At 55.4% G+C, this 18579-nt stretch carries 18 protein-coding genes; 8 read left to right on the top strand and 10 right to left on the bottom strand.

All coding sequences use genetic code 11. The features are described from left to right. Genes arnC through arnF form a run of 6 tightly spaced genes read left to right on the top strand, consistent with a single transcriptional unit; the run spans position 1 to position 6211 of the window. Complete coding sequence (gene arnC, locus QEN32_RS07300; protein WP_000458893.1) at positions 1-984, top strand: undecaprenyl-phosphate 4-deoxy-4-formamido-L-arabinose transferase; 984 nt, start codon at positions 1-3, stop codon at positions 982-984. Beyond that, a complete protein-coding gene (arnA, locus tag QEN32_RS07295; protein ID WP_265322262.1) occupies positions 981-2963 on the top strand; it encodes a bifunctional UDP-4-amino-4-deoxy-L-arabinose formyltransferase/UDP-glucuronic acid oxidase ArnA in 1983 nt (660 codons plus the stop codon). The genes arnC and arnA overlap by 4 nt, the downstream gene beginning before the upstream one ends. Beyond that, the gene (gene arnD, locus QEN32_RS07290) at positions 2960-3859 is read left to right on the top strand and encodes a 4-deoxy-4-formamido-L-arabinose-phosphoundecaprenol deformylase (protein WP_000169760.1); all 900 of its coding nucleotides are present in this window, start codon (positions 2960-2962) and stop codon (positions 3857-3859) included. Before arnA ends, arnD begins: the two co-directional genes overlap by 4 nt. Beyond that, positions 3856-5502 (top strand): lipid IV(A) 4-amino-4-deoxy-L-arabinosyltransferase, encoded by a 1647-nt coding sequence (gene arnT, locus QEN32_RS07285; RefSeq protein WP_265322261.1) that lies wholly within the window; start codon positions 3856-3858, stop codon positions 5500-5502. Before arnD ends, arnT begins: the two co-directional genes overlap by 4 nt. Next, positions 5499-5834, top strand: a complete 336-nt coding sequence (gene arnE, locus QEN32_RS07280; protein ID WP_265322260.1) for a 4-amino-4-deoxy-L-arabinose-phosphoundecaprenol flippase subunit ArnE — start codon at positions 5499-5501, stop codon at positions 5832-5834. Before arnT ends, arnE begins: the two co-directional genes overlap by 4 nt. Next, complete coding sequence (gene arnF / locus QEN32_RS07275; RefSeq protein WP_000538694.1) at positions 5834-6211, top strand: 4-amino-4-deoxy-L-arabinose-phosphoundecaprenol flippase subunit ArnF; 378 nt, start codon at positions 5834-5836, stop codon at positions 6209-6211. Before arnE ends, arnF begins: the two co-directional genes overlap by 1 nt. Here the strand turns inward: arnF and pmrD are convergent. From pmrD to QEN32_RS07230, 9 genes are all read right to left on the bottom strand, one after another. Then, a complete protein-coding gene (pmrD, locus tag QEN32_RS07270; RefSeq protein WP_000455132.1) occupies positions 6206-6463 on the bottom strand; it encodes a signal transduction protein PmrD in 258 nt (85 codons plus the stop codon). The two genes, arnF and pmrD, sit on opposite strands and share 6 nt — an antisense overlap. A gap of 97 nt (positions 6464-6560) precedes the next feature. Further along, positions 6561-7928 carry an o-succinylbenzoate--CoA ligase gene (gene menE, locus QEN32_RS07265; RefSeq protein ID WP_265322259.1) on the bottom strand — a complete coding sequence of 456 codons (1368 nt, stop codon included), beginning with the start codon at positions 7926-7928 and terminating at the stop codon, positions 6561-6563. Then, entirely contained in the window at positions 7925-8887 is a 963-nt protein-coding gene (menC, locus tag QEN32_RS07260) for an o-succinylbenzoate synthase (protein ID WP_265322258.1), read from the bottom strand. The genes menE and menC overlap by 4 nt, the downstream gene beginning before the upstream one ends. Beyond that, positions 8887-9744 carry a 1,4-dihydroxy-2-naphthoyl-CoA synthase gene (menB, locus tag QEN32_RS07255; RefSeq protein ID WP_000640014.1) on the bottom strand — a complete coding sequence of 286 codons (858 nt, stop codon included), beginning with the start codon at positions 9742-9744 and terminating at the stop codon, positions 8887-8889. Before menB ends, menC begins: the two co-directional genes overlap by 1 nt. A 14-nt stretch (positions 9745-9758) precedes the next feature. Then, positions 9759-10517, bottom strand: coding sequence for a 2-succinyl-6-hydroxy-2,4-cyclohexadiene-1-carboxylate synthase (menH, locus tag QEN32_RS07250; protein ID WP_000979143.1), 759 nt, complete (start codon positions 10515-10517; stop codon positions 9759-9761). Continuing rightward, the gene (gene menD / locus QEN32_RS07245; RefSeq protein ID WP_000116395.1) at positions 10514-12184 is read right to left on the bottom strand and encodes a 2-succinyl-5-enolpyruvyl-6-hydroxy-3-cyclohexene-1-carboxylic-acid synthase; all 1671 of its coding nucleotides are present in this window, start codon (positions 12182-12184) and stop codon (positions 10514-10516) included. The genes menH and menD overlap by 4 nt, the downstream gene beginning before the upstream one ends. A gap of 85 nt (positions 12185-12269) precedes the next feature. Then, a complete protein-coding gene (gene menF, locus QEN32_RS07240; RefSeq protein WP_000555674.1) occupies positions 12270-13565 on the bottom strand; it encodes an isochorismate synthase MenF in 1296 nt (431 codons plus the stop codon). A gap of 100 nt (positions 13566-13665) precedes the next feature. Continuing rightward, on the bottom strand, positions 13666-13971 hold the full coding sequence (gene elaB, locus QEN32_RS07235; protein WP_001519663.1) for a stress response protein ElaB: 306 nt from the start codon (positions 13969-13971) through the stop codon (positions 13666-13668). 54 nt (positions 13972-14025) lie between these two features. Then, positions 14026-14487, bottom strand: coding sequence for a GNAT family N-acetyltransferase (locus QEN32_RS07230; protein WP_000568155.1), 462 nt, complete (start codon positions 14485-14487; stop codon positions 14026-14028). A gap of 60 nt (positions 14488-14547) precedes the next feature. On the opposite strand from QEN32_RS07230, the gene rbn reads away from it, so the two are divergent. Next, a complete protein-coding gene (gene rbn / locus QEN32_RS07225; protein ID WP_000419093.1) occupies positions 14548-15465 on the top strand; it encodes a ribonuclease BN in 918 nt (305 codons plus the stop codon). A 64-nt stretch (positions 15466-15529) separates the two neighbouring features. Next, positions 15530-16531: a chemotaxis protein gene (locus QEN32_RS07220; protein ID WP_000368560.1), complete on the top strand. Its 1002-nt coding sequence runs from the start codon at positions 15530-15532 to the stop codon at positions 16529-16531. A gap of 40 nt (positions 16532-16571) precedes the next feature. Here the strand turns inward: QEN32_RS07220 and QEN32_RS07215 are convergent, their stop codons facing one another. Next, entirely contained in the window at positions 16572-18362 is a 1791-nt protein-coding gene (locus tag QEN32_RS07215; protein ID WP_080185193.1) for a VWA domain-containing protein, read from the bottom strand. Between the last annotated feature and the right edge of the window lie 217 nt (positions 18363-18579).

Raw genomic sequence — 18579 nt, 5'->3', positions numbered from 1 at the left:
ATGTTTGACGCCGCCCCCATAAAAAAAGTTTCGGTGGTTATTCCTGTCTATAACGAACAGGAAAGCCTGCCGGAATTGATAAGACGCACCACCACCGCCTGCGAGAGTCTGGGCAAAGCGTGGGAGATTTTATTGATAGATGATGGTAGCAGCGATAGCTCGGCGGAGCTGATGGTTAAGGCGTCCCAGGAGGCCGATAGCCATATCATCTCTATTTTACTCAACCGTAACTACGGTCAACATGCAGCAATTATGGCGGGGTTTAGCCATGTAAGCGGCGATCTTATCATTACGCTGGATGCCGATCTGCAAAACCCGCCGGAAGAGATCCCACGTCTGGTGGCGAAAGCCGATGAAGGGTTCGATGTGGTAGGCACCGTGCGCCAGAACCGACAGGACAGCCTGTTTCGCAAATCGGCGTCAAAAATCATTAATCTACTGATCCAGCGCACAACGGGCAAAGCGATGGGCGATTACGGCTGCATGTTACGCGCCTATCGCCGCCCTATTATCGATACTATGTTGCGCTGCCATGAACGCAGCACCTTTATCCCTATTCTGGCCAACATTTTCGCTCGTCGGGCTACCGAGATCCCGGTGCATCACGCTGAACGTGAATTTGGCGACTCTAAATACAGTTTTATGCGTCTCATTAACCTGATGTATGACCTGGTGACCTGCCTGACGACGACGCCGCTGCGCCTGTTGAGCCTGCTGGGCAGCGTTATCGCCATCGGCGGGTTTAGCCTGTCGGTATTGCTTATTGTACTTCGCCTGGCGCTGGGGCCGCAGTGGGCGGCGGAAGGCGTATTTATGCTCTTTGCCGTCCTGTTTACCTTCATCGGCGCGCAATTCATCGGTATGGGGCTGCTGGGCGAATACATCGGTCGCATTTATAACGATGTCCGCGCCCGCCCCCGCTATTTTGTTCAACAAGTTATCTACCCGGAAAGCACGCCGTTTACTGAGGAAAGTCACCAATGAAAGCCGTTATTTTTGCCTATCACGATATGGGATGTCAGGGCGTGCAGGCCGTACTGGATGCCGGGTATGAGATTGCCGCGATTTTCACTCATGCCGATAATCCTGCGGAAAACACCTTTTTTGGCTCCGTCTCCCGGCTGGCGGCAGAATTAGGGATTCCGGTTTATGCGCCGGATAACGTAAACCATCCTATCTGGGTCGACCGCATCGCTGAGCTTGCGCCGGATATTATTTTTTCGTTCTATTACCGCAACCTGTTAAGCGAAGAAATTCTGCACCTCGCCCCGGCTGGCGCGTTCAATCTGCACGGTTCTCTATTGCCTGCCTATCGTGGCCGTGCGCCGCTAAACTGGGTTCTGGTTAACGGCGAAAGCGAAACGGGCGTAACGCTGCATCGTATGGTCAAACGTGCCGACGCCGGAGAGATTGTCGCCAGTCAACGCGTTGCTATTGCGCAGGACGATGTTGCGCTTACCCTGCATCATAAGCTATGTCAGGCCGCGCGCCAGTTGCTTAATAGCATCCTGCCCACCATGAAATGCGGCGATATACCTTCTGTTCCCCAGCGTGAGTCTGACGCTACATATTATGGTCGCCGCAGGCCGGAAGATGGCCTTATCGACTGGCACAAACCGGTTTCCACGGTGCATAACCTGGTGCGGGCGGTAGCCGCCCCCTGGCCCGGCGCGTTCAGCTATAACGGCTCGCAAAAATTCACTATCTGGTCTTCCCGAATTTGTCCGGATGCGCAGGGCGCGCTTCCCGGCTCGGTAATTTCGGTCTCTCCGCTGCGGGTCGCCTGCGCCGATGGCGCGCTGGAGATTATTACCGGCCAGGCCGGAGACGGTATTACTGTACAAGGCTCGCAGCTTGCACAGACGCTTGGTCTGGTGGCGGGCGCGCGTTTGAACCGTCCACCAGCGACCAGCGGTAAACGTCGCATTCGCGTTCTCATCCTCGGCGTCAACGGTTTTATCGGCAATCATTTGACCGAACGGTTACTGAATGAAGAGAATTACGAGGTCTACGGTATGGATATCGGCAGCAACGCCATTAGCCGATTCCTGCTCCACCCTCGCTTTCATTTCGTGGAGGGAGATATCAGCATCCACTCAGAATGGATCGAATATCATGTCAAAAAATGCGATGTCGTACTGCCGCTGGTAGCGATTGCTACCCCGATTGAATACACCCGCAACCCGCTGCGCGTCTTTGAACTTGATTTTGAAGAAAACCTGCGGATTATCCGTTATTGCGTGAAATACCGTAAACGCGTGGTTTTCCCGTCTACCTCTGAAGTGTACGGCATGTGTACGGACGCCTCTTTTGACGAGGACAAATCGAATCTGATCGTCGGGCCGGTGAATAAGCCACGCTGGATTTACTCCGTTTCCAAACAGCTTCTCGACCGGGTGATTTGGGCTTATGGAGAAAAAGAGGGATTGCGCTTCACGCTTTTCCGTCCCTTTAACTGGATGGGGCCGCGGCTGGATAGCCTGAACGCGGCGCGTATCGGCAGTTCACGCGCGATAACGCAGTTGATTCTGAACCTGGTAGAAGGGACGCCGATCAAGCTTATCGACGGTGGTCAGCAGAAGCGCTGTTTCACCGATATTCGCGATGGGATCGAAGCATTATTCCGCATTATTGTGAATGATGGCGATCGGTGCGATGGCAAAATCATTAATATCGGCAATCCTGACAACGAAGCCAGTATTCAGGAACTGGCGACGCTGTTGCTCGACAGTTTTGATAAGCATCCGCTGCGCTGCCATTTCCCACCGTTTGCCGGTTTCCAGGTCGTCGAAAGCCGTAGTTATTACGGCAAGGGTTATCAGGATGTCGCACACCGGAAACCCAGTATCGACAATGCCAGGCGCTGTCTGAACTGGGAGCCGTCTATTGCGATGCGTGATACGGTTGAAGAAACGCTGGACTTCTTCCTGCGTAGCGTAGATATCGCGGAACGCGCATCATGACGAAAGTCGGTTTACGCATTGATGTTGATACCTTGCGAGGAACGCGTGAAGGTGTTCCCCGGCTGCTGGCGACATTGCATCGCCACGGCGTTCAGGCCAGCTTTTTCTTCAGCGTCGGGCCGGACAATATGGGACGCCATCTTTGGCGTCTGATAAAACCGCGATTTTTATGGAAAATGCTACGTTCAAACGCCGCCTCGCTATACGGTTGGGATATCCTGCTGGCCGGCACCGCCTGGCCGGGAAAAAATATCGGCAACGCCAATGCCGGGATTATTCGTGAAACGGCAACATACCATGAGACGGGACTACACGCCTGGGATCACCATGCGTGGCAGACTCACAGCGGCCACTGGAGTATCCGCCAGCTTGAAGAAGATATCGCGCGCGGCATAACGGCGCTTGAGGCCATTATCGGAAAACCCGTCACCTGCTCAGCCGCGGCCGGCTGGCGAGCGGATGGGCGCGTTGTTCGTGCGAAAGAGCCGTTCAACCTGCGGTATAACAGCGATTGCCGTGGAACCACCTTATTCCGTCCGCTACTGATGCCGGGCCAGACAGGGACGCCGCAAATCCCCGTCACCTTACCCACGTGGGATGAGGTTATCGGCCCCGCCGTTCAGGCGCAGTCGTTCAATACCTGGATTATCTCCCGTATGTTGCAGGACAAAGGCACGCCGGTATATACCATCCATGCGGAAGTCGAAGGTATTGTCCATCAGCCGCTGTTTGAAGATTTGCTCGTTCGTGCACGCGACGCGGGGATCACCTTTTGTCCTCTGGGCGAACTGCTGCCGACATCGCCTGAGTCTCTGCCGTTGGGGCAAATTGTACGTGGACACATCCCTGGCCGTGAAGGTTGGCTGGGGTGTCAACAGGCAGCGAGCGCCTCATGATGAAATCGATACGCTATTATCTGGCTTTCGCCGCATTTATTGCGCTCTACTATGTTATTCCTGTCAATAGCCGCCTGCTCTGGCAGCCGGATGAAACGCGCTATGCCGAAATAAGTCGGGAGATGCTGGCGTCTGGCGACTGGATCGTGCCGCATTTTCTGGGATTACGTTATTTTGAAAAACCGATAGCCGGTTACTGGATAAACAGTCTGGGTCAGTGGCTTTTTGGCGCTACCAATTTTGGCGTGCGGGCTGGCGCTATTTTAACGACATTGCTGGCCGCAGCGCTGGTAGCATGGCTGACGTTCCGCTTATGGCGGGATAAACGTACCGCGTTGCTCGCCTCCGTTATCTTTCTCTCCCTCTTTGCCGTTTACAGTATCGGGACGTATGCAGTACTCGACCCGATGATCGCGCTTTGGCTTACGGCCGGGATGTGTTGTTTCTGGCAGGGGATGCAGGCCACGACCCGAACGGGCAAGATTGGGATGTTTTTGCTACTGGGCGCAACCTGCGGTCTGGGTGTATTAACTAAAGGCTTCCTCGCCCTGGCCGTACCGGTGGTGAGCGTGCTGCCGTGGGTTATTGTTCAGAAACGCTGGAAGGACTTTTTGCTATACGGCTGGCTGGCGGTCTTGAGCTGCTTTGTGGTTGTCCTTCCCTGGGCGATCGCCATTGCGCGACGCGAAGCCGATTTCTGGCATTACTTTTTCTGGGTGGAGCATATCCAGCGATTCGCCATGAGCGATGCCCAGCATAAAGCCCCTTTCTGGTACTATCTGCCGGTACTGCTCGCGGGAAGTTTACCGTGGCTGGGGTTACTGCCTGGCGCGCTTAAACTGGGCTGGCGCGAGCGAAACGGCGCATTCTATTTGCTCGGATGGACGATCATGCCGCTTCTCTTTTTCAGTATTGCGAAAGGGAAACTGCCCACCTATGTTCTTTCCTGTTTCGCACCGATAGCGATACTCATGGCGCGCTTCGTCCTGCATAACGTAAAAGAAGGCGTCGCCGCGCTGCGTGTCAACGGCGGGATCAACCTGGTGTTCGGGTTAGTCGGGATCGTCGCAGCGTTTGTCGTCTCCTCATGGGGCCCGCTGAAATCGCCGGTGTGGACGCATATCGAAACCTATAAAGTTTTTTGCGTCTGGGGCGTCTTTACTGTTTGGGCGTTTGTGGGCTGGTATAGCCTCTGTCATAGCCCAAAATACCTATTACCCGCGTTTTGTCCGCTGGGACTGGCGCTGCTGTTCGGCTTTTCCGTCCCCGACAGGGTGATGGAGTCCAAACAGCCCCAGTTTTTTGTCGAAATGACCCAGGCGCCTTTGGCATCAAGCCGCTATATTCTTGCCGACAACGTCGGCGTCGCCGCCGGGCTGGCCTGGAGTCTGAAACGAGACGATATTATGCTCTACGGACACGCGGGCGAACTCAGGTATGGTCTTAGCTATCCTGATGTGCAGGATAAATTCGTTAAAGCCGACGATTTTAACGCCTGGCTCAACCAGCATCGTCAGGAGGGCATTATTACGCTAGTACTTTCAATAGCCAAAGATGAAGACATCAGCGCTCTTTCCCTTCCCCCTGCGGACAATGTTGATTATCAGGGGCGTCTGGTGTTAATTCAGTATCGGCCTAAATGATCGGCGTCATTCTGGTGCTTGCCAGTCTGCTCAGCGTTGGCGGTCAGCTCTGCCAGAAGCAAGCGACACGGCCATTGACGGCGGGCGGACGCCGCCGTCACCTGATGCTGTGGCTGGGCCTGGCGCTGATATGCTTGGGCGCAGCGATGGTGCTGTGGCTGCTGGTGCTACAAACCCTGCCGGTGGGAATTGCTTACCCGATGTTGAGTCTGAATTTTGTCTGGGTCACGCTGGCGGCCTGGAAAATCTGGCATGAACAGGTTCCGCCCCGCCACTGGTTGGGCGTCGCATTGATTATCAGCGGCATTATCATTCTGGGGAGTGCGGCATAATGGGCGTAATGTGGGGACTGATAAGCGTTGCGATTGCCTCCCTCGCCCAGTTGAGTTTAGGATTCGCCATGATGCGACTGCCATCGATAGCGCATCCACTGGCGTTTATTTCCGGGCTGGGCGCATTTAATGCCGCGACCCTGGCGCTATTCGCCGGTTTGGCGGGGTATCTGGTTTCCGTCTTCTGCTGGCAGAAAACATTACACACGCTCGCGCTCAGCAAAGCCTATGCGCTGCTGAGTCTCAGTTATGTGCTTGTCTGGGTAGCCTCAATGTTGTTACCCGGTTTGCAAGGCGCTTTCAGCCTAAAAGCGATGCTCGGCGTATTGTGCATTATGGCGGGGGTAATGCTGATTTTTCTGCCCGCCAGATCATGATGGCTTGCGCGTCAACCGCTGCCATTCGTCGCAGGAATAACAGCGTGCATCAACGATTTTTAAGGTCTGGTGTTTTTCCCGATTAATACAATACTGCGCATCCTGTAAAGGCGACAGGATATCGCCGGGACTCAGTAATATCATGGAATTCGCCTCGGCGATCATTTTTAGCGAACCGCCGCTATCGCACAGCACCAGAACATGGCACGCCCTCTTTTTGACATAATGCGATTTCTTAACCAACCATTCCATAGCGCCCCCGTTTCACGCTGATTGTTCATAACACGTTACACATCAACGGATAAACAAAACGGCAATAGCAATGGAATGGTTGTATATTAACCTAACATTAATTTTTACAGATCTTACACACCCACTGCTGGAGCGCACGGCGAGATATTTTAATCCCTCCGTTTTTCAGTTCTGAAGGCAGCGTCAACCAGCGAACCGGCTGCTGAAAACGCGCCAGCTTATCACGGACCCATTCAGCGAGGTTCACGTCTCCGGCCTGCGATGCATACTCCACAACCGCAACGGGACGATGACCAAACTCTTTATCTTCTACCGGCACGACGAAGGCTTGTTGCACCAGCGGATGCGCGTTAATAACGCGTTCAACTTCCTCCGGCTGAATGCCTTCGCCGCCGCTAAAGAACAGGTTGTCCAGCCGCCCGGCGATGGTTAGCCTGCCGTGGTTCAGCTCGCCGCGATCGCGCGTGGCAAACCAGCCCTCGTCATTAACCAGCGGGATCAGTTTGCCATCACGCCAGTAACCTTCCGCCATACTGGCGGCGCGCAGCCAGACTTCATTATCGACGATTCTGATCTCTCTGCCGGGGAGCGGCGCGCCCACATCATCCGAACCATCGGCCTCCTTGGCGCATACCGTAGACGCGAACTCCGTGAGCCCATACCCGCACCAGCAGCGAATCCCTTGTTTGCTGGCCTGGTCGGTGAGTTCAACCGGAATCACCGCGCCGCCGAGCAAAACGGCTTTCAGCGTCACCGCCGCCCGATTCGCCAGCAGCCGCCATAGCTGCGTCGGCACCAGCGAAGCATGAGTACACCCTGCCAGCATCTGCTCCAGCGGTTGCTTATCGCGTACCGTCATGCGCGCCCCGGCGAAGAGCCAGCGCCACATAATACCCTGCCCGGATACATGAAACAGCGGCAGCGATAGCAGCCAGTTATCCTGAGGGCCAAACGGCATTAGCGAAAGCACTCCCTGCGCGCTGGCAAGATGCGCCTGGCACGTATGTACAGCCGCTTTTGGCAATCCTGTGGAACCCGATGTCAGCGTCATGGAAACCAGACGCTGCGGTTGCCAGACCACAGCATACGCCGCTGTGCTCTTTTGTATCTGCAACGCGGTTAACCCGGAAAATACGTTTTCGCCTTCCAGTGTCAGCGCAAAACGCAGCGTTAACTTCGGCACCAGCGCTTCCAGCAATGTCTGGGGCAACTGCGGATTGACGGGCAGAACCCGCGCGCCGCACTGCATCAGCGCAAGCCATGCCAACAGAGTGCGCGGCTGATTCCCGGCGCGCAGCAGGACACCGTCGCCCTCGCGTACGCCCTGCGCGGCAAACCCGCCCGCCAGCGCATCAATACGCTCACAGAGGGCGCGCCAGCTGAGCACTTCATCGTTCAGGCGCAGAGCGGGCGCCTGGCTGCGAACCTGACGCCAGTGGCGCCACGGCCAGTCCGTGAATGTCATAACAGTCGTTCCAGCTCATCACGCTTCAGACAAGGCAACGCGCTACCGGGCCAGGGGCGAATCTGTTGCGCCTGCATCAGATGCAAGGTATCCAGTCCGGGCAGCGTTCCCGGCGTCAACCAGGCGGCAATCCGCGCCAGTTGCGTCAGGCCGAGGCTGGACTCGATTGAAGAGCTGATGACCGCCGTCAGTCCCAACGCATGGGCGGCAGCGACTTGCTCACGCACTTTATCAAGCGATCCGGTCAGCGTAGGTTTAATAACCACAGCCCTGACGCCCTCTTCGGCTTCAAAGGTGAAATCCGCTTCGCGCAGACTTTCGTCCCAGGCAATCGCGATGCCGGTTTCACGGGCAAAGGCGCGGGAATCATCCCGCGTCTTACATGGTTCTTCGAGAAAGGCGATACGAGCGCGGTAGTCCGGATTAACATACTTTGCGAACTGTTGGGCTTTTAGCGGCGTCCAGGCGCGATTCGCATCCAGACGCAGATGCAGATCCGGGATCGCCTCCAGCAGCAAATTAACCACCATACCGTCGCGTACCGCTTCATAGAGACCCACTTTGACCTTAGCGATTTTCTCGCCGGGCATATCGGCAAGCCGCAGCACCAAATCGTCAGGATCGCCAGTGCATAACGGCGCAGCGCGATAGTCCGCCGCCTCCGGCAAGACGCCAGTCAGTTCCGCCAGCGCGCAGCTTGCGCCAAACGCGACCGAAGGCATCTCGGGTAATCCCTCGCTCCCCTGAAGCCAGTAGTTCCCCCATGTTAGTAGCGCCGTCTGCGCCTCTTCCCACGTTTCCTGACTGAACCCCGGCAGCGGAGAGATCTCTCCCCATCCCTCACGCTCGCCGTCACGCAGACAAACATACAGCCCGTCGCGAGTTTTTAACCGCCTGTCGCGCAGAACCACCCCCGCGTCCATGGGGATCTGCCAGCGGTATACCTGCGCGCTACGCATTATGGGTTCCGTTTGAATTTGCTGAAGTCAGGCTGACGCTTCTGGTTAAAGGCGTTACGGCCTTCCTGCCCTTCTTCCGTCATGTAGAACAGCATAGTAGCGTTGCCGGCCAGCTCCTGCAGCCCGGCCTGACCGTCACAATCGGCATTCAGCGCCGCTTTCAGGCAACGCAGCGCCATCGGACTGTTTTGCAACATTTCGCGGCACCAGCGCACGGTCTCTTTTTCCAGATCCGCCAGCGGAACGACGGTGTTAACCAGCCCCATATCCAGCGCCTGTTGCGCATCGTACTGGCGGCACAGGAACCAGATTTCACGCGCTTTCTTCTGACCAACGATACGCGCCATATATGAAGCGCCCCAGCCGCCGTCAAAGGAGCCGACTTTCGGACCGGTCTGGCCGAAGATGGCGTTTTCCGCCGCGATGGTGAGGTCGCACATCATGTGCAGCACATGACCACCGCCGATAGAATACCCCGCGACCATCGCGACAACCGGTTTTGGACAGGTGCGAATCTGGCGCTGGAAGTCCAGCACGTTCAGGTGATGCACGCCGGAGTCATCCTGATAACCGCCGTAATCGCCGCGCACCTTCTGGTCGCCGCCCGCGCAAAACGCTTTATCGCCTTCGCCGGTCAGAATAATCACGCCCACGCTGTCGTCGTAACGGGCATCCGCCAGCGCCTGAATCATCTCTTTGACGGTCAACGGACGAAATGCATTGCGCACCTGCGGACGATTAATGGTGATTTTTGCAATACCGTCGGTGGATTTTTCATAACGAATGTCGGTGTAACCCTCCGAGCAGTCGTGCCATTCTACCGGTGCGTAAAGCATTGTTTCATCAGGATAGATCATAGTGTGTCCTTTAGTCAGAGACGCAGAATCTGAGCCAGACTGTCTACCACGCCTGCGGGGTTTTCCCGATGCGCGTTGTGTCCGGCGTTACGAATAACATGGCATGTCGCCGCCACTTCCTGCGCCAGGGCGCGGAATTTGCTGTCGCGTTCGCCATATAAATAATAAAACGGAAATGCCAGCGCGTTGAGCGCCTCGCGTAAATCCGGCTGGGCGGCAAGCGATGTCGCCTCCAGCATCGCAGCCAGCGTTTCGCCGTTATTCTGGCTACGCAGCGCCGTCAGCGCCTGCCTTTGCTGCGCCGTCAGCGAGGCGAACACCGGCTGCTGATACCAGTCGTGAAAAACCTCAGTCAGGGGTTCACGACGAAAACGCTCTGCCCAGCGCCCGTCGGACAACCGTCTTTCAGCGCGCGCCTGTTCATTTTGCAGCCCCGGATGACCGCCTTCGACCACCAGGCCGCACAGACCTGGTATTCCCTGGCAGGCTGCCATCATCGCCACCCGGCCGCCAAGGGAGTATCCCACCAACCAAAACTTTAGTATGTTGTAACTAATTAGCGTAGCGCGCAGTAATCTGATGACATCGGCAAAGCCGCCGACCGGAATAGCCGTAGATCCGCCATGTCCCGGTAAGTCAATATAAAGCCGCGAACAGCCGTGAAACTGTTCGCCAACCGGCTGCCATTCGCGGCAATCGCCAGAAAAACCGTGCAGGAAAACCAGCGAGGGCGCCCCAGGCTGTCCGGGCATGTGCTGCGCGTGCAACATCATAGATGGCTTACCTGAGCCAAAAGTTGCTGCAGCGTCTGCGCGCCATCCGTATCGTTTACCACCAGCTCAATCACCGTTGTCGCCGGGGTTCGCCACGCGCCAGCCAGCGCAGACTCCAGTTCTTCCCAGTTTTCCGGGCGATGATAGCGCAGGTTAAACATGGCGGCCGCATGGTCAAAATGGACGTTTTGCGGCATCAGATAAAAGCGCTCACGCTTACTTTGCGGCGTCGGCAGCAGGGAAAAGATCTGCCCGCCGTTATTGTTGACCACAATCAACACAAACGGCGCGGATACCTGACGTAGTAACGCCAGCGCGTTAAGATCGTACAGCGCGGATAAATCGCCGACGATAGCCAACGTCGATTTGGCGCTGGCGCGCTGCACGCCCGCCGCCGTGGAAAGCAGGCCGTCAATGCCGCTCGCCCCGCGATTGCTGTATACCGGATAGCCAGCCGGCAACTGCGACAGCGCGTCGATCAGACGCACCACCAGACTATTGCCCACGAACAATTGCCCCTGCTCCGGCAGATAGTCGCGGATACGGTGCGCCAGCTGCGCTTCGCCAAAGGTGTCTCGCTGCGCGACCACCCGTTGCCACGCCAGTTCCGCCAGACGCGGGATCTCTACACACCACGGTTTACGTTTTTCCGCCGGATGCATCTCCAGCCAGTCGGCGATTTTCGCTACCAGTCTGCGTCCACGATGGTGCGCCGGGTCCAGACGACCTTCAATATTGTCGATTACCCAGTACTCTTCCGGCTCGCAGGTTGCCTGCCATTGCAGTAAGCGTTTTCCGGTAAGGCTACTGCCAAGCTGGACGACAATCTGCGCCTGCTGCAGTTCGGTCACCGCTTTGGCGTTGCCGAGCCACAGGTCGGCGCACGGCAGCGGCTGCCCGGTTTGCGACAATACGTCGCCAATTAATGGCCATCCCAGAGTTTGCGCCCACTGCGCCACTTTTTTGCCTTCTTCCGCGCTCATACGCCCGGCGACAACGACGCCGCGTTTTTGTCGCCAGAAGAACCAGTCGCGCTGTTTGTCGCTTTCCAGTCGACGCGCTTCGCGCAGCCAGGGTTTTTCATCCTGCCACCAGTCGCCGAGGCGCTGCTGCCAGACCAGACCGGTGTCATTCATATCGCCATACAGCGGTTCGGCAAAAGGACAGTTAATGTGCAGCGCGCCCGCATGAAGCATAGCGAGCGCATTGTCGATGGTCGACACCAGCCAGCGCGCCGGAATATCCTGCGTGGGACGCGGCAACGACAGAGTTTGGGAGGGGTGAGAGGCAAACATCCCCGCCTGACGGATCGCCTGGTTGGCGCCGCAGTCAATCAGCTCCGGCGGGCGATCGGCGGTAAGTAAAATGAGCTTCTCGCCCGTCAGACCCGCCTCAATCAGCGCCGGATAGAGGTTCGCCACGGCGGTACCTGAAGTGACAATAACGGCAACCGGCTGCTGGCTGACTTTCGCCAGCCCTAACGCCAGATGACCAAGCCCACGCTCATCAAAGTGCGTATGGTGAATAAAAGCAGGATTCTCTGCCGCCGCCAACGTGAGCGGCGTGGAACGGGAACCAGGGGCGATACAAACATGCCTGACGCCATGACGGGTTAAGGCTTCCAGGATGACCGCCGCCCAGCGCCGGTTAAATGCACTTACTGACATGAGTTTGTCCGGTATCAATCATTGGGACTAAGTATAAAGAGCTGCAAAAATGGATTATTGATATGGGTCGGGAATATGTGACTCATTACGCATCCATCTGCAATAAGGTACGTAACCCGGCCGCTTTATTATCTATTTCCTGCCATTCCTGTTCCGGATCGGAGCCGCGGACGATTCCCGCGCCGGCATACAACCGCACCACATTGGCCGTCACTTTGGCTGAACGTAACGTCACGCAAAACTCACTTTGCCGCGTGGAGAGATAGCCTGCCGACCCGGCATACCATTCACGTTCGAACGGCTCATGTTGTTCTATAAAACAACGCGCGGGTTCACGAGGGATCCCGGCGACCGCTGCGGTAGGCTGTAACTGGTGCAGGCAGAGCGTGTCGTCCGCCTGATTAAGCGCCGTCCAGATACAGCGGCGCAAATGCTGTACCTTGCGCAGTCTGAGCACCTGCGGCGGCAGCACATCCAGCGAGTGGGTGCAGTTTTGCAGTCGCTGGCAGATGTCTTCGACAACCAGCATATTTTCTCGCTGGTTTTTATCGTCTTTCATTAACCATTCGCCAAGCTGCCAGGCTTTATGGTTATCCGGATGGTTCGCCACCGTCCCGGCCAGCGCTTCGGTACGCAGCGCCGTTTCACGCCGCCGCCAGAGCCGCTCCGGCGATGATCCCAGAAAGGCGGTATCGGCGGAAAAGGCCATAAAAAAGTGGTAGCAGTTGAGATTTAAACGACGACTGGACGCCATCATCGCGGCGGCATTGACTGGACGGGAGAATTGTAAGTCGGTGGCCCGCGCCAGCACAACTTTATCAAACGCCTCTTGCGCAATGGTGTGGGTGGCCTGCTGAATCAGCTTCACCCAACCGTCTTTGTCCGGCCAGTGTTGTTCGCTCGTGAGCGAAAGGCGCAGCGCCGGAACAGGCTTAATGCCGACCAGAGAAGCGAGAAACGCTTTCGCCTGGCGCGCATCATCGCGTAGCGAAACGTCACTGTGCAGATGTAAGCGTAAGGTCGCCGTCCCCCCGCTACGTCGCCACTCCAGCCGCGGCAGCAATAAGTAGCCCTCTTTCGGCTCGAACGCATTCAGCCCCCAAATACGCAGGTCAGGCTGCGCGTGCTGACGTAAAAACCGTTGCGCCAGATCGAGCGATGAAAAAACGGTGATTGCCCCGAGAACGGCAGCTTCTTCGTCGCCATTGCGCTGTTGCCAGTAGAATTGCGGAAAGGATGACTGGCTGGCCAGCCAGCTCAATGCATCGAAGGCATCGTTTAAAGGGAAAGGCGCATCGAAAACGCAAAGCCCTGGCGTCGCCGGTATCTCTTGCGATAGCTGGCGCGTCAGATTTTCCAGCGCAGTAGTAATAGAATGCACGCGGACCCTCCCTGTTAAAAACCCCACATTATACGGGGTACTGCCCTAAAAAAGCAGTACCTCATTTAGGGAGGGTTGCAATTCTGTTCAGTGGGGGGATTTAGCGCCGCGCCAGCAGCAGTCCAAGTACCAGTCCTACCGCCGCGCCTACGCCAATACCCTGCCAGGGTTTTTCATGAACGTAGTCATCCGCTTTATAAACGGCCTGCTTTGCCCGGTAATAATAGCTATCCGACGCATGGCTTACGCGGTTTTTCACCTCTTCCAGCGCTTGTTCCGCGCGGGCTTTCAGCTCAATGTATTTTTGATCGGCGGGATCGCCTGAGGAACGTAAAATCTCTTCCAGCGTTTCGCTGAGCAAAGTCAGATCATCATCAACACGTGATTCACCAAATTGATATGACATTCTCATTCTCCGTTGTGTTAACACCTGCTCCTAACTATAGTCAACGGTTTCGGTTTATGCCTGATGAACCTCCCGCGCCATTCCCCGGTGCGGAATGCCGTCTTCGTCATAAACATCGGTGACGGGAATAAAACCAAACCGCGCATAAAAAGGTTGCAGATGCGCCTGCGCCCCCAGATATAGCGGCTTATCCGGCCAGTGCCGCCCACAAGATTCCAGCGTTTTCGCCATTAATTGCTGGCCCAGTTTCGCCCCTCGCCAGGCGTCGCTGACGATCACCCGGCCAATGACAACCGGGTCTGATTCGTTATCGCTTTTCAGAATCCTCGCATACGCCACCAGCTCATCCTGATGCCAGCCCAGAATATGCCGATTGTCGCCGACTAAATCATCGCCATCCACATCCAGGTAAGGACAGCGCTGTTCTACCACAAAGACTGCGCAGCGCAATTTGAGTAACGCGTAAAGTTGAGGAACGGTAAGTTCGCTATGGTGGAGATCCTGCCAGTCAATCATGATGCGCTCCTGTGTTGTGGTAATCTTGGGTTAAACGATAACCAAACGTGTATGGACAAGATGGAATTAATTTTTTTAGGTACGTCCGCAGGCGTTCCCACGCGCTCACGCAATGTAACGGCAATTTTATTACATCTGCAACATCCAACGCAGCCGGGAGTATGGCTTTTTGATTGCGGCGAAGGGACACAGCATCAAATGCTTAATACCGCGTTTCATCCCGGTAAGCTTGAGCGCATTTTTATCAGCCATCTTCACGGAGATCATCTGTTTGGCCTGCCGGGTCTGCTATGCAGCCGGTCGATGGCGGGGAATCCCCATCCGCTAACCGTATACGGACCTCAAGGCGTGCGTGAGTTTATTGCAACCACACTGCGCCTTAGCGGTTCATGGACCGATTTTCCGTTGCAAATTGAAGAAATTAGCGCAGGCGATATTCTTGACGACGGTCTGCGTAAAGTGACCGCGTTCAGGCTGGAGCATCCACTGGAGTGCTACGGATATCGCGTTGTTGAACATGACAAGCCTGGCGCGCTGAATGCCAGGGCGTTAAAAGCCGCAGGCGTTACGCCCGGCCCGCTGTTTCAGGCGTTGAAGGCAGGAAAAACCGTCACACTTGCCGATGGAAGGCAGATCAATGGCGCCGACTACCTTGCTCCCGCCGTGGCCGGGAAATCAGTGGCGATTTTCGGCGATACCGCGCCCTGCGAGGCCGCCCTCGCGCTGGCGCAAGGCGTGGATGTGATGGTCCATGAAACCACGCTGGATGCGTCAATGGAGGAGAAAGCCAACGCTCGCGGACACAGCTCCACCCGTCAAACCGCGACGCTGGCGCGGGAAGCTGCCGTCGGTCGGCTGATCATGACCCATATTAGCTCACGCTATGACGATAAAGGCTGTCAGCGCTTACTGGCGGAATGCCGCGCTATTTTCCCGGCGACGGAGCTGGCTTACGATTTTTCTGTTTTCCCGGTTTAGCGCTCCATTTTTTGTCCTCATTGCCGATAACACTAAAAAGGCAGGCTTTCATAATGAGGTTAGGATGGACAATTTTCAGAAAGATATTGATGACAGGGCCAATTTAACCCTGTCCAACCGTTTTGAACTGCTGTTATTCCGTCTTGGTACATCGCTGCATGAACAGAAGTCAGAGCTGTTCGGCATCAATGTATTTAAGCTGCGCGAAATCGTACCAATGCCCGCCTTTACGCGCCCGGCAGGCATGAAAGCGCCGCTATTGGGCATGGTCAATATTCGGGATCAGGTCATTCCGGTGATTGATTTACCAGCGGTAGCGGGCTGCAAGCCGGAAACCGGGCTGAATATTTTGCTGATCACCGAATATGCGCGTAGCGTACAGGCATTTGCCGTCGAGTCGGTGGAAAATATTATGCGTCTTGACTGGCAACAGGTGCATACCGCCGAGAAAGCCGTCAACGGTCGCTACATCACCAGTATTGCCTGCCTGGATGACAACAAAGAAACCAACAACCTGGCGCTGGTGCTCGACGTTGAGCAGATTCTTTATGATATTGTCCCCTCCAGCCACGATCTGCGCGCCACCAATCTGAAGACCAATAAATTTTATATTACCCCTGGCGCGGTAGCCATTGTGGCGGAAGACTCCAAAGTCGCCCGCGCGATGCTGGAAAAAGGGCTGAACGCGATGGGAATTCCGCATCAGATGCATGTGACCGGCAAGGATGCATGGGAGAGAATCCAGCAACTGGCGCAGGAAGCGGAGGCCGAAGGTAAGCCAATTAGCGAGAAAATCGCGCTGGTCCTGACAGATCTTGAGATGCCGGAGATGGATGGCTTTACGTTAACGCGTAAAATTAAAACCGATGAACGGCTGAAAAAGATCCCGGTCGTTATTCACTCTTCCCTTTCCGGCAGCGCCAACGAAGATCATATACGTAAAGTGCAGGCCGACGGCTACGTGGCCAAGTTTGAGATTAACGAACTCTCTTCGGTCATTCAGGAAGTGCTGGAGCGCGCAGCAACAAACAGCCAGGGACCACTGATCAGCCGCAAAAGCGCCTGACGTAACAGGGGATGCCTACAGTACAGGCATCCCCTGACGCTTAGTGAGACAAGCCTTCCGCCAGTTTTACCAGTTTAATAAACTCCGCGCGATAGCCTTGTTTATCTTCCCCGCGCGCCTGTTCACCCCATTTAATAATTTGCGGCCAGCTCGTATCTGCCAGCGTTTCTGAGCCACGCAGTTTTTGCCCGAAAGCCGCTACCGCCGCGCGGAAACGAAAATCTTCAGAGGCGTCAGCAAAGATCGGCATCTTTCCCATAACGACCGGGAACTCGGCTAATGTACTTTCGCTGCCCTGCGGCGCTTTCCAGCGCAATTTGATCCACGCCAGCTCGCTTGATTTTGTTGGCTTTGAGGCGGCTTTGTCCTGAGCGTAGCGCAGTTTATCCACCGAGGCTTTCTGCCCGTTAAGCGTCAGTTCAAAGAATAGCGTGACGTGTTTACCCGCGCCGATATCGCCGGCATCAACCTTATCGTTATTGAAATCCTCGTCGCGCAGTTGGCGTTTTTCATAACCAATCTGCCGGTACTCAGTCACCCACTGCGGATTAAATTCGATTTGCGATTTTACATCTTTGGCAACGGTGACCAGCGTTTGATGCATCTCATCCTTGAGGACTTTTTGCGCCTCAGAGAGGGAGTCGATGTAGCTGTAATTGCCGTTACCCACATCAGCAATTCTCACCATCATGGCTTCGTTGAAATTGTCATCGCCGACGCCCAGCGTAGATAAGGTAATACCTTTCTCGCGCTCTTTTTTTACCAGCGCTTCGATGTCTTTGGGATCGGTAATACCGAGGTTAAAATCACCGTCGGTGGTCAACAAAATGCGGTTAACGCCGCCTTTGATAAACCCTTTTTCGGCCTGCTCGTAGGCTAGTCGTAATCCCGCTTCACCACCGGTACTCCCGTAAGCATCCAGATTATCAATTGCCGCTTTAATCGCGGTTGTGTTATTTCCCGCTGTAGACGCCAGCGCGACGTGAGTGCCGCCCGCGTAGGTCACAATCGTGATGTTATCCTGCGCACGCAGATCGTTCACCAACAGTTTTAGCGCCGACCGGATCAACGGCAGGCGTTCCGCTGGCTGCATAGAGCCGGAAGTATCAATGAGAAAAACCAGGTTGGCAGGTGGTAGATCTCTGGTCTGCATGTCCCGGGCCTGAACATCAACTTTTAATAGCGTACGCTGCGCGTTCCACGGCGAGGGAGCCAGTTCGTATTTAACCGCAAATGGCATCGGTATACAGGCCGCAATGGGTTTAGTGTTATCCTGCTTATCCGCAACGGGCTGAGGCGCGGGAAAATAGTTGAGCATCTCTTCTACCCGCACGGCTTCCGGCGGCGGCAGTTGCCCCTGATTCAGAAAGCGCCGCACGTTAGCGTAGCTGCCAGTGTCTACATCCAGACTAAACGTGGCGAGCGGCGCCTGACTTACCTGTTTAATCGGATTTTCATCGTAGTGTTCGTAACGCGCGGTCCCCATTACATTACCGCCTTGTGCAGCGAACGCTTTTGATGCCGCGGCACGTGTCCGCATTTCATATTGCGGTGCTTCAGCTGTTGTCAGAGATGCCGCTTTGGCATCTGCCAGGGCTTTGGCTTCAGCATTCGCTTTATATTCGGCTGCTTTTTTCGCAGCCTGTTGGGCGGCCTCGGCTTGTCTTTTCTGGACAGTGTCATCCCCGGCCTGAGCGCTATTTTCTTTCTGGATAGCCTGCTCCTGTTTTAACTCAGCCGGATTATTTCCCTGCGGGTCGGAGGGCTCCGGCCCACAGCCCGAGAGAACAACTCCACCCAACAACAGCATTAATGTTTTTCCATTAAGCATACAAATTCCTTTTCAATTATATTCGGGTAACTCTCTGCAGATGTCCTGCATTATATTCCGCTTTACTTTTATTATCTGCATGGCGAAAGTAGAAAATGGTATTACCTGAGTTAATAACCATCCATAATAAAAAAGATAATTATATTTTTGAGGCAAATAATATTTACGTTTAAGATGAACGGCTTAATCAGTTGCTGGCGTTCGACCCACAGATTCT

Source organism: Salmonella sp. SA14318, from assembly GCF_029866905.1.
Taxonomy (GTDB): Bacteria; Pseudomonadota; Gammaproteobacteria; order Enterobacterales; family Enterobacteriaceae; genus Salmonella; species Salmonella enterica.
This window is presented reverse-complemented; position numbering and strand designations above follow the sequence as displayed.

What these genes read in the sequence shown, in the direction of transcription:
- arnC (WP_000458893.1), top strand. Translation starts at nt 1, where the DNA reads ATGTTTGACGCCGCCCCCATAAAAAAAGTTTCGGTGGTTATTCCTGTC.
- arnA (WP_265322262.1), top strand. Translation starts at nt 981, where the DNA reads ATGAAAGCCGTTATTTTTGCCTATCACGATATGGGATGTCAGGGCGTG.
- arnD (WP_000169760.1), top strand. Translation starts at nt 2,960, where the DNA reads ATGACGAAAGTCGGTTTACGCATTGATGTTGATACCTTGCGAGGAACG.
- arnT (WP_265322261.1), top strand. Translation starts at nt 3,856, where the DNA reads ATGATGAAATCGATACGCTATTATCTGGCTTTCGCCGCATTTATTGCG.
- arnE (WP_265322260.1), top strand. Translation starts at nt 5,499, where the DNA reads ATGATCGGCGTCATTCTGGTGCTTGCCAGTCTGCTCAGCGTTGGCGGT.
- arnF (WP_000538694.1), top strand. Translation starts at nt 5,834, where the DNA reads ATGGGCGTAATGTGGGGACTGATAAGCGTTGCGATTGCCTCCCTCGCC.
- pmrD (WP_000455132.1), bottom strand. Translation starts at nt 6,463, where the DNA reads ATGGAATGGTTGGTTAAGAAATCGCATTATGTCAAAAAGAGGGCGTGC.
- menE (WP_265322259.1), bottom strand. Translation starts at nt 7,928, where the DNA reads ATGACATTCACGGACTGGCCGTGGCGCCACTGGCGTCAGGTTCGCAGC.
- menC (WP_265322258.1), bottom strand. Translation starts at nt 8,887, where the DNA reads ATGCGTAGCGCGCAGGTATACCGCTGGCAGATCCCCATGGACGCGGGG.
- menB (WP_000640014.1), bottom strand. Translation starts at nt 9,744, where the DNA reads ATGATCTATCCTGATGAAACAATGCTTTACGCACCGGTAGAATGGCAC.
- menH (WP_000979143.1), bottom strand. Translation starts at nt 10,517, where the DNA reads ATGATGTTGCACGCGCAGCACATGCCCGGACAGCCTGGGGCGCCCTCG.
- menD (WP_000116395.1), bottom strand. Translation starts at nt 12,184, where the DNA reads ATGTCAGTAAGTGCATTTAACCGGCGCTGGGCGGCGGTCATCCTGGAA.
- elaB (WP_001519663.1), bottom strand. Translation starts at nt 13,971, where the DNA reads ATGTCATATCAATTTGGTGAATCACGTGTTGATGATGATCTGACTTTG.
- QEN32_RS07230 (WP_000568155.1), bottom strand. Translation starts at nt 14,487, where the DNA reads ATGATTGACTGGCAGGATCTCCACCATAGCGAACTTACCGTTCCTCAA.
- rbn (WP_000419093.1), top strand. Translation starts at nt 14,548, where the DNA reads ATGGAATTAATTTTTTTAGGTACGTCCGCAGGCGTTCCCACGCGCTCA.
- QEN32_RS07220 (WP_000368560.1), top strand. Translation starts at nt 15,530, where the DNA reads ATGGACAATTTTCAGAAAGATATTGATGACAGGGCCAATTTAACCCTG.
- QEN32_RS07215 (WP_080185193.1), bottom strand. Translation starts at nt 18,362, where the DNA reads ATGCTTAATGGAAAAACATTAATGCTGTTGTTGGGTGGAGTTGTTCTC.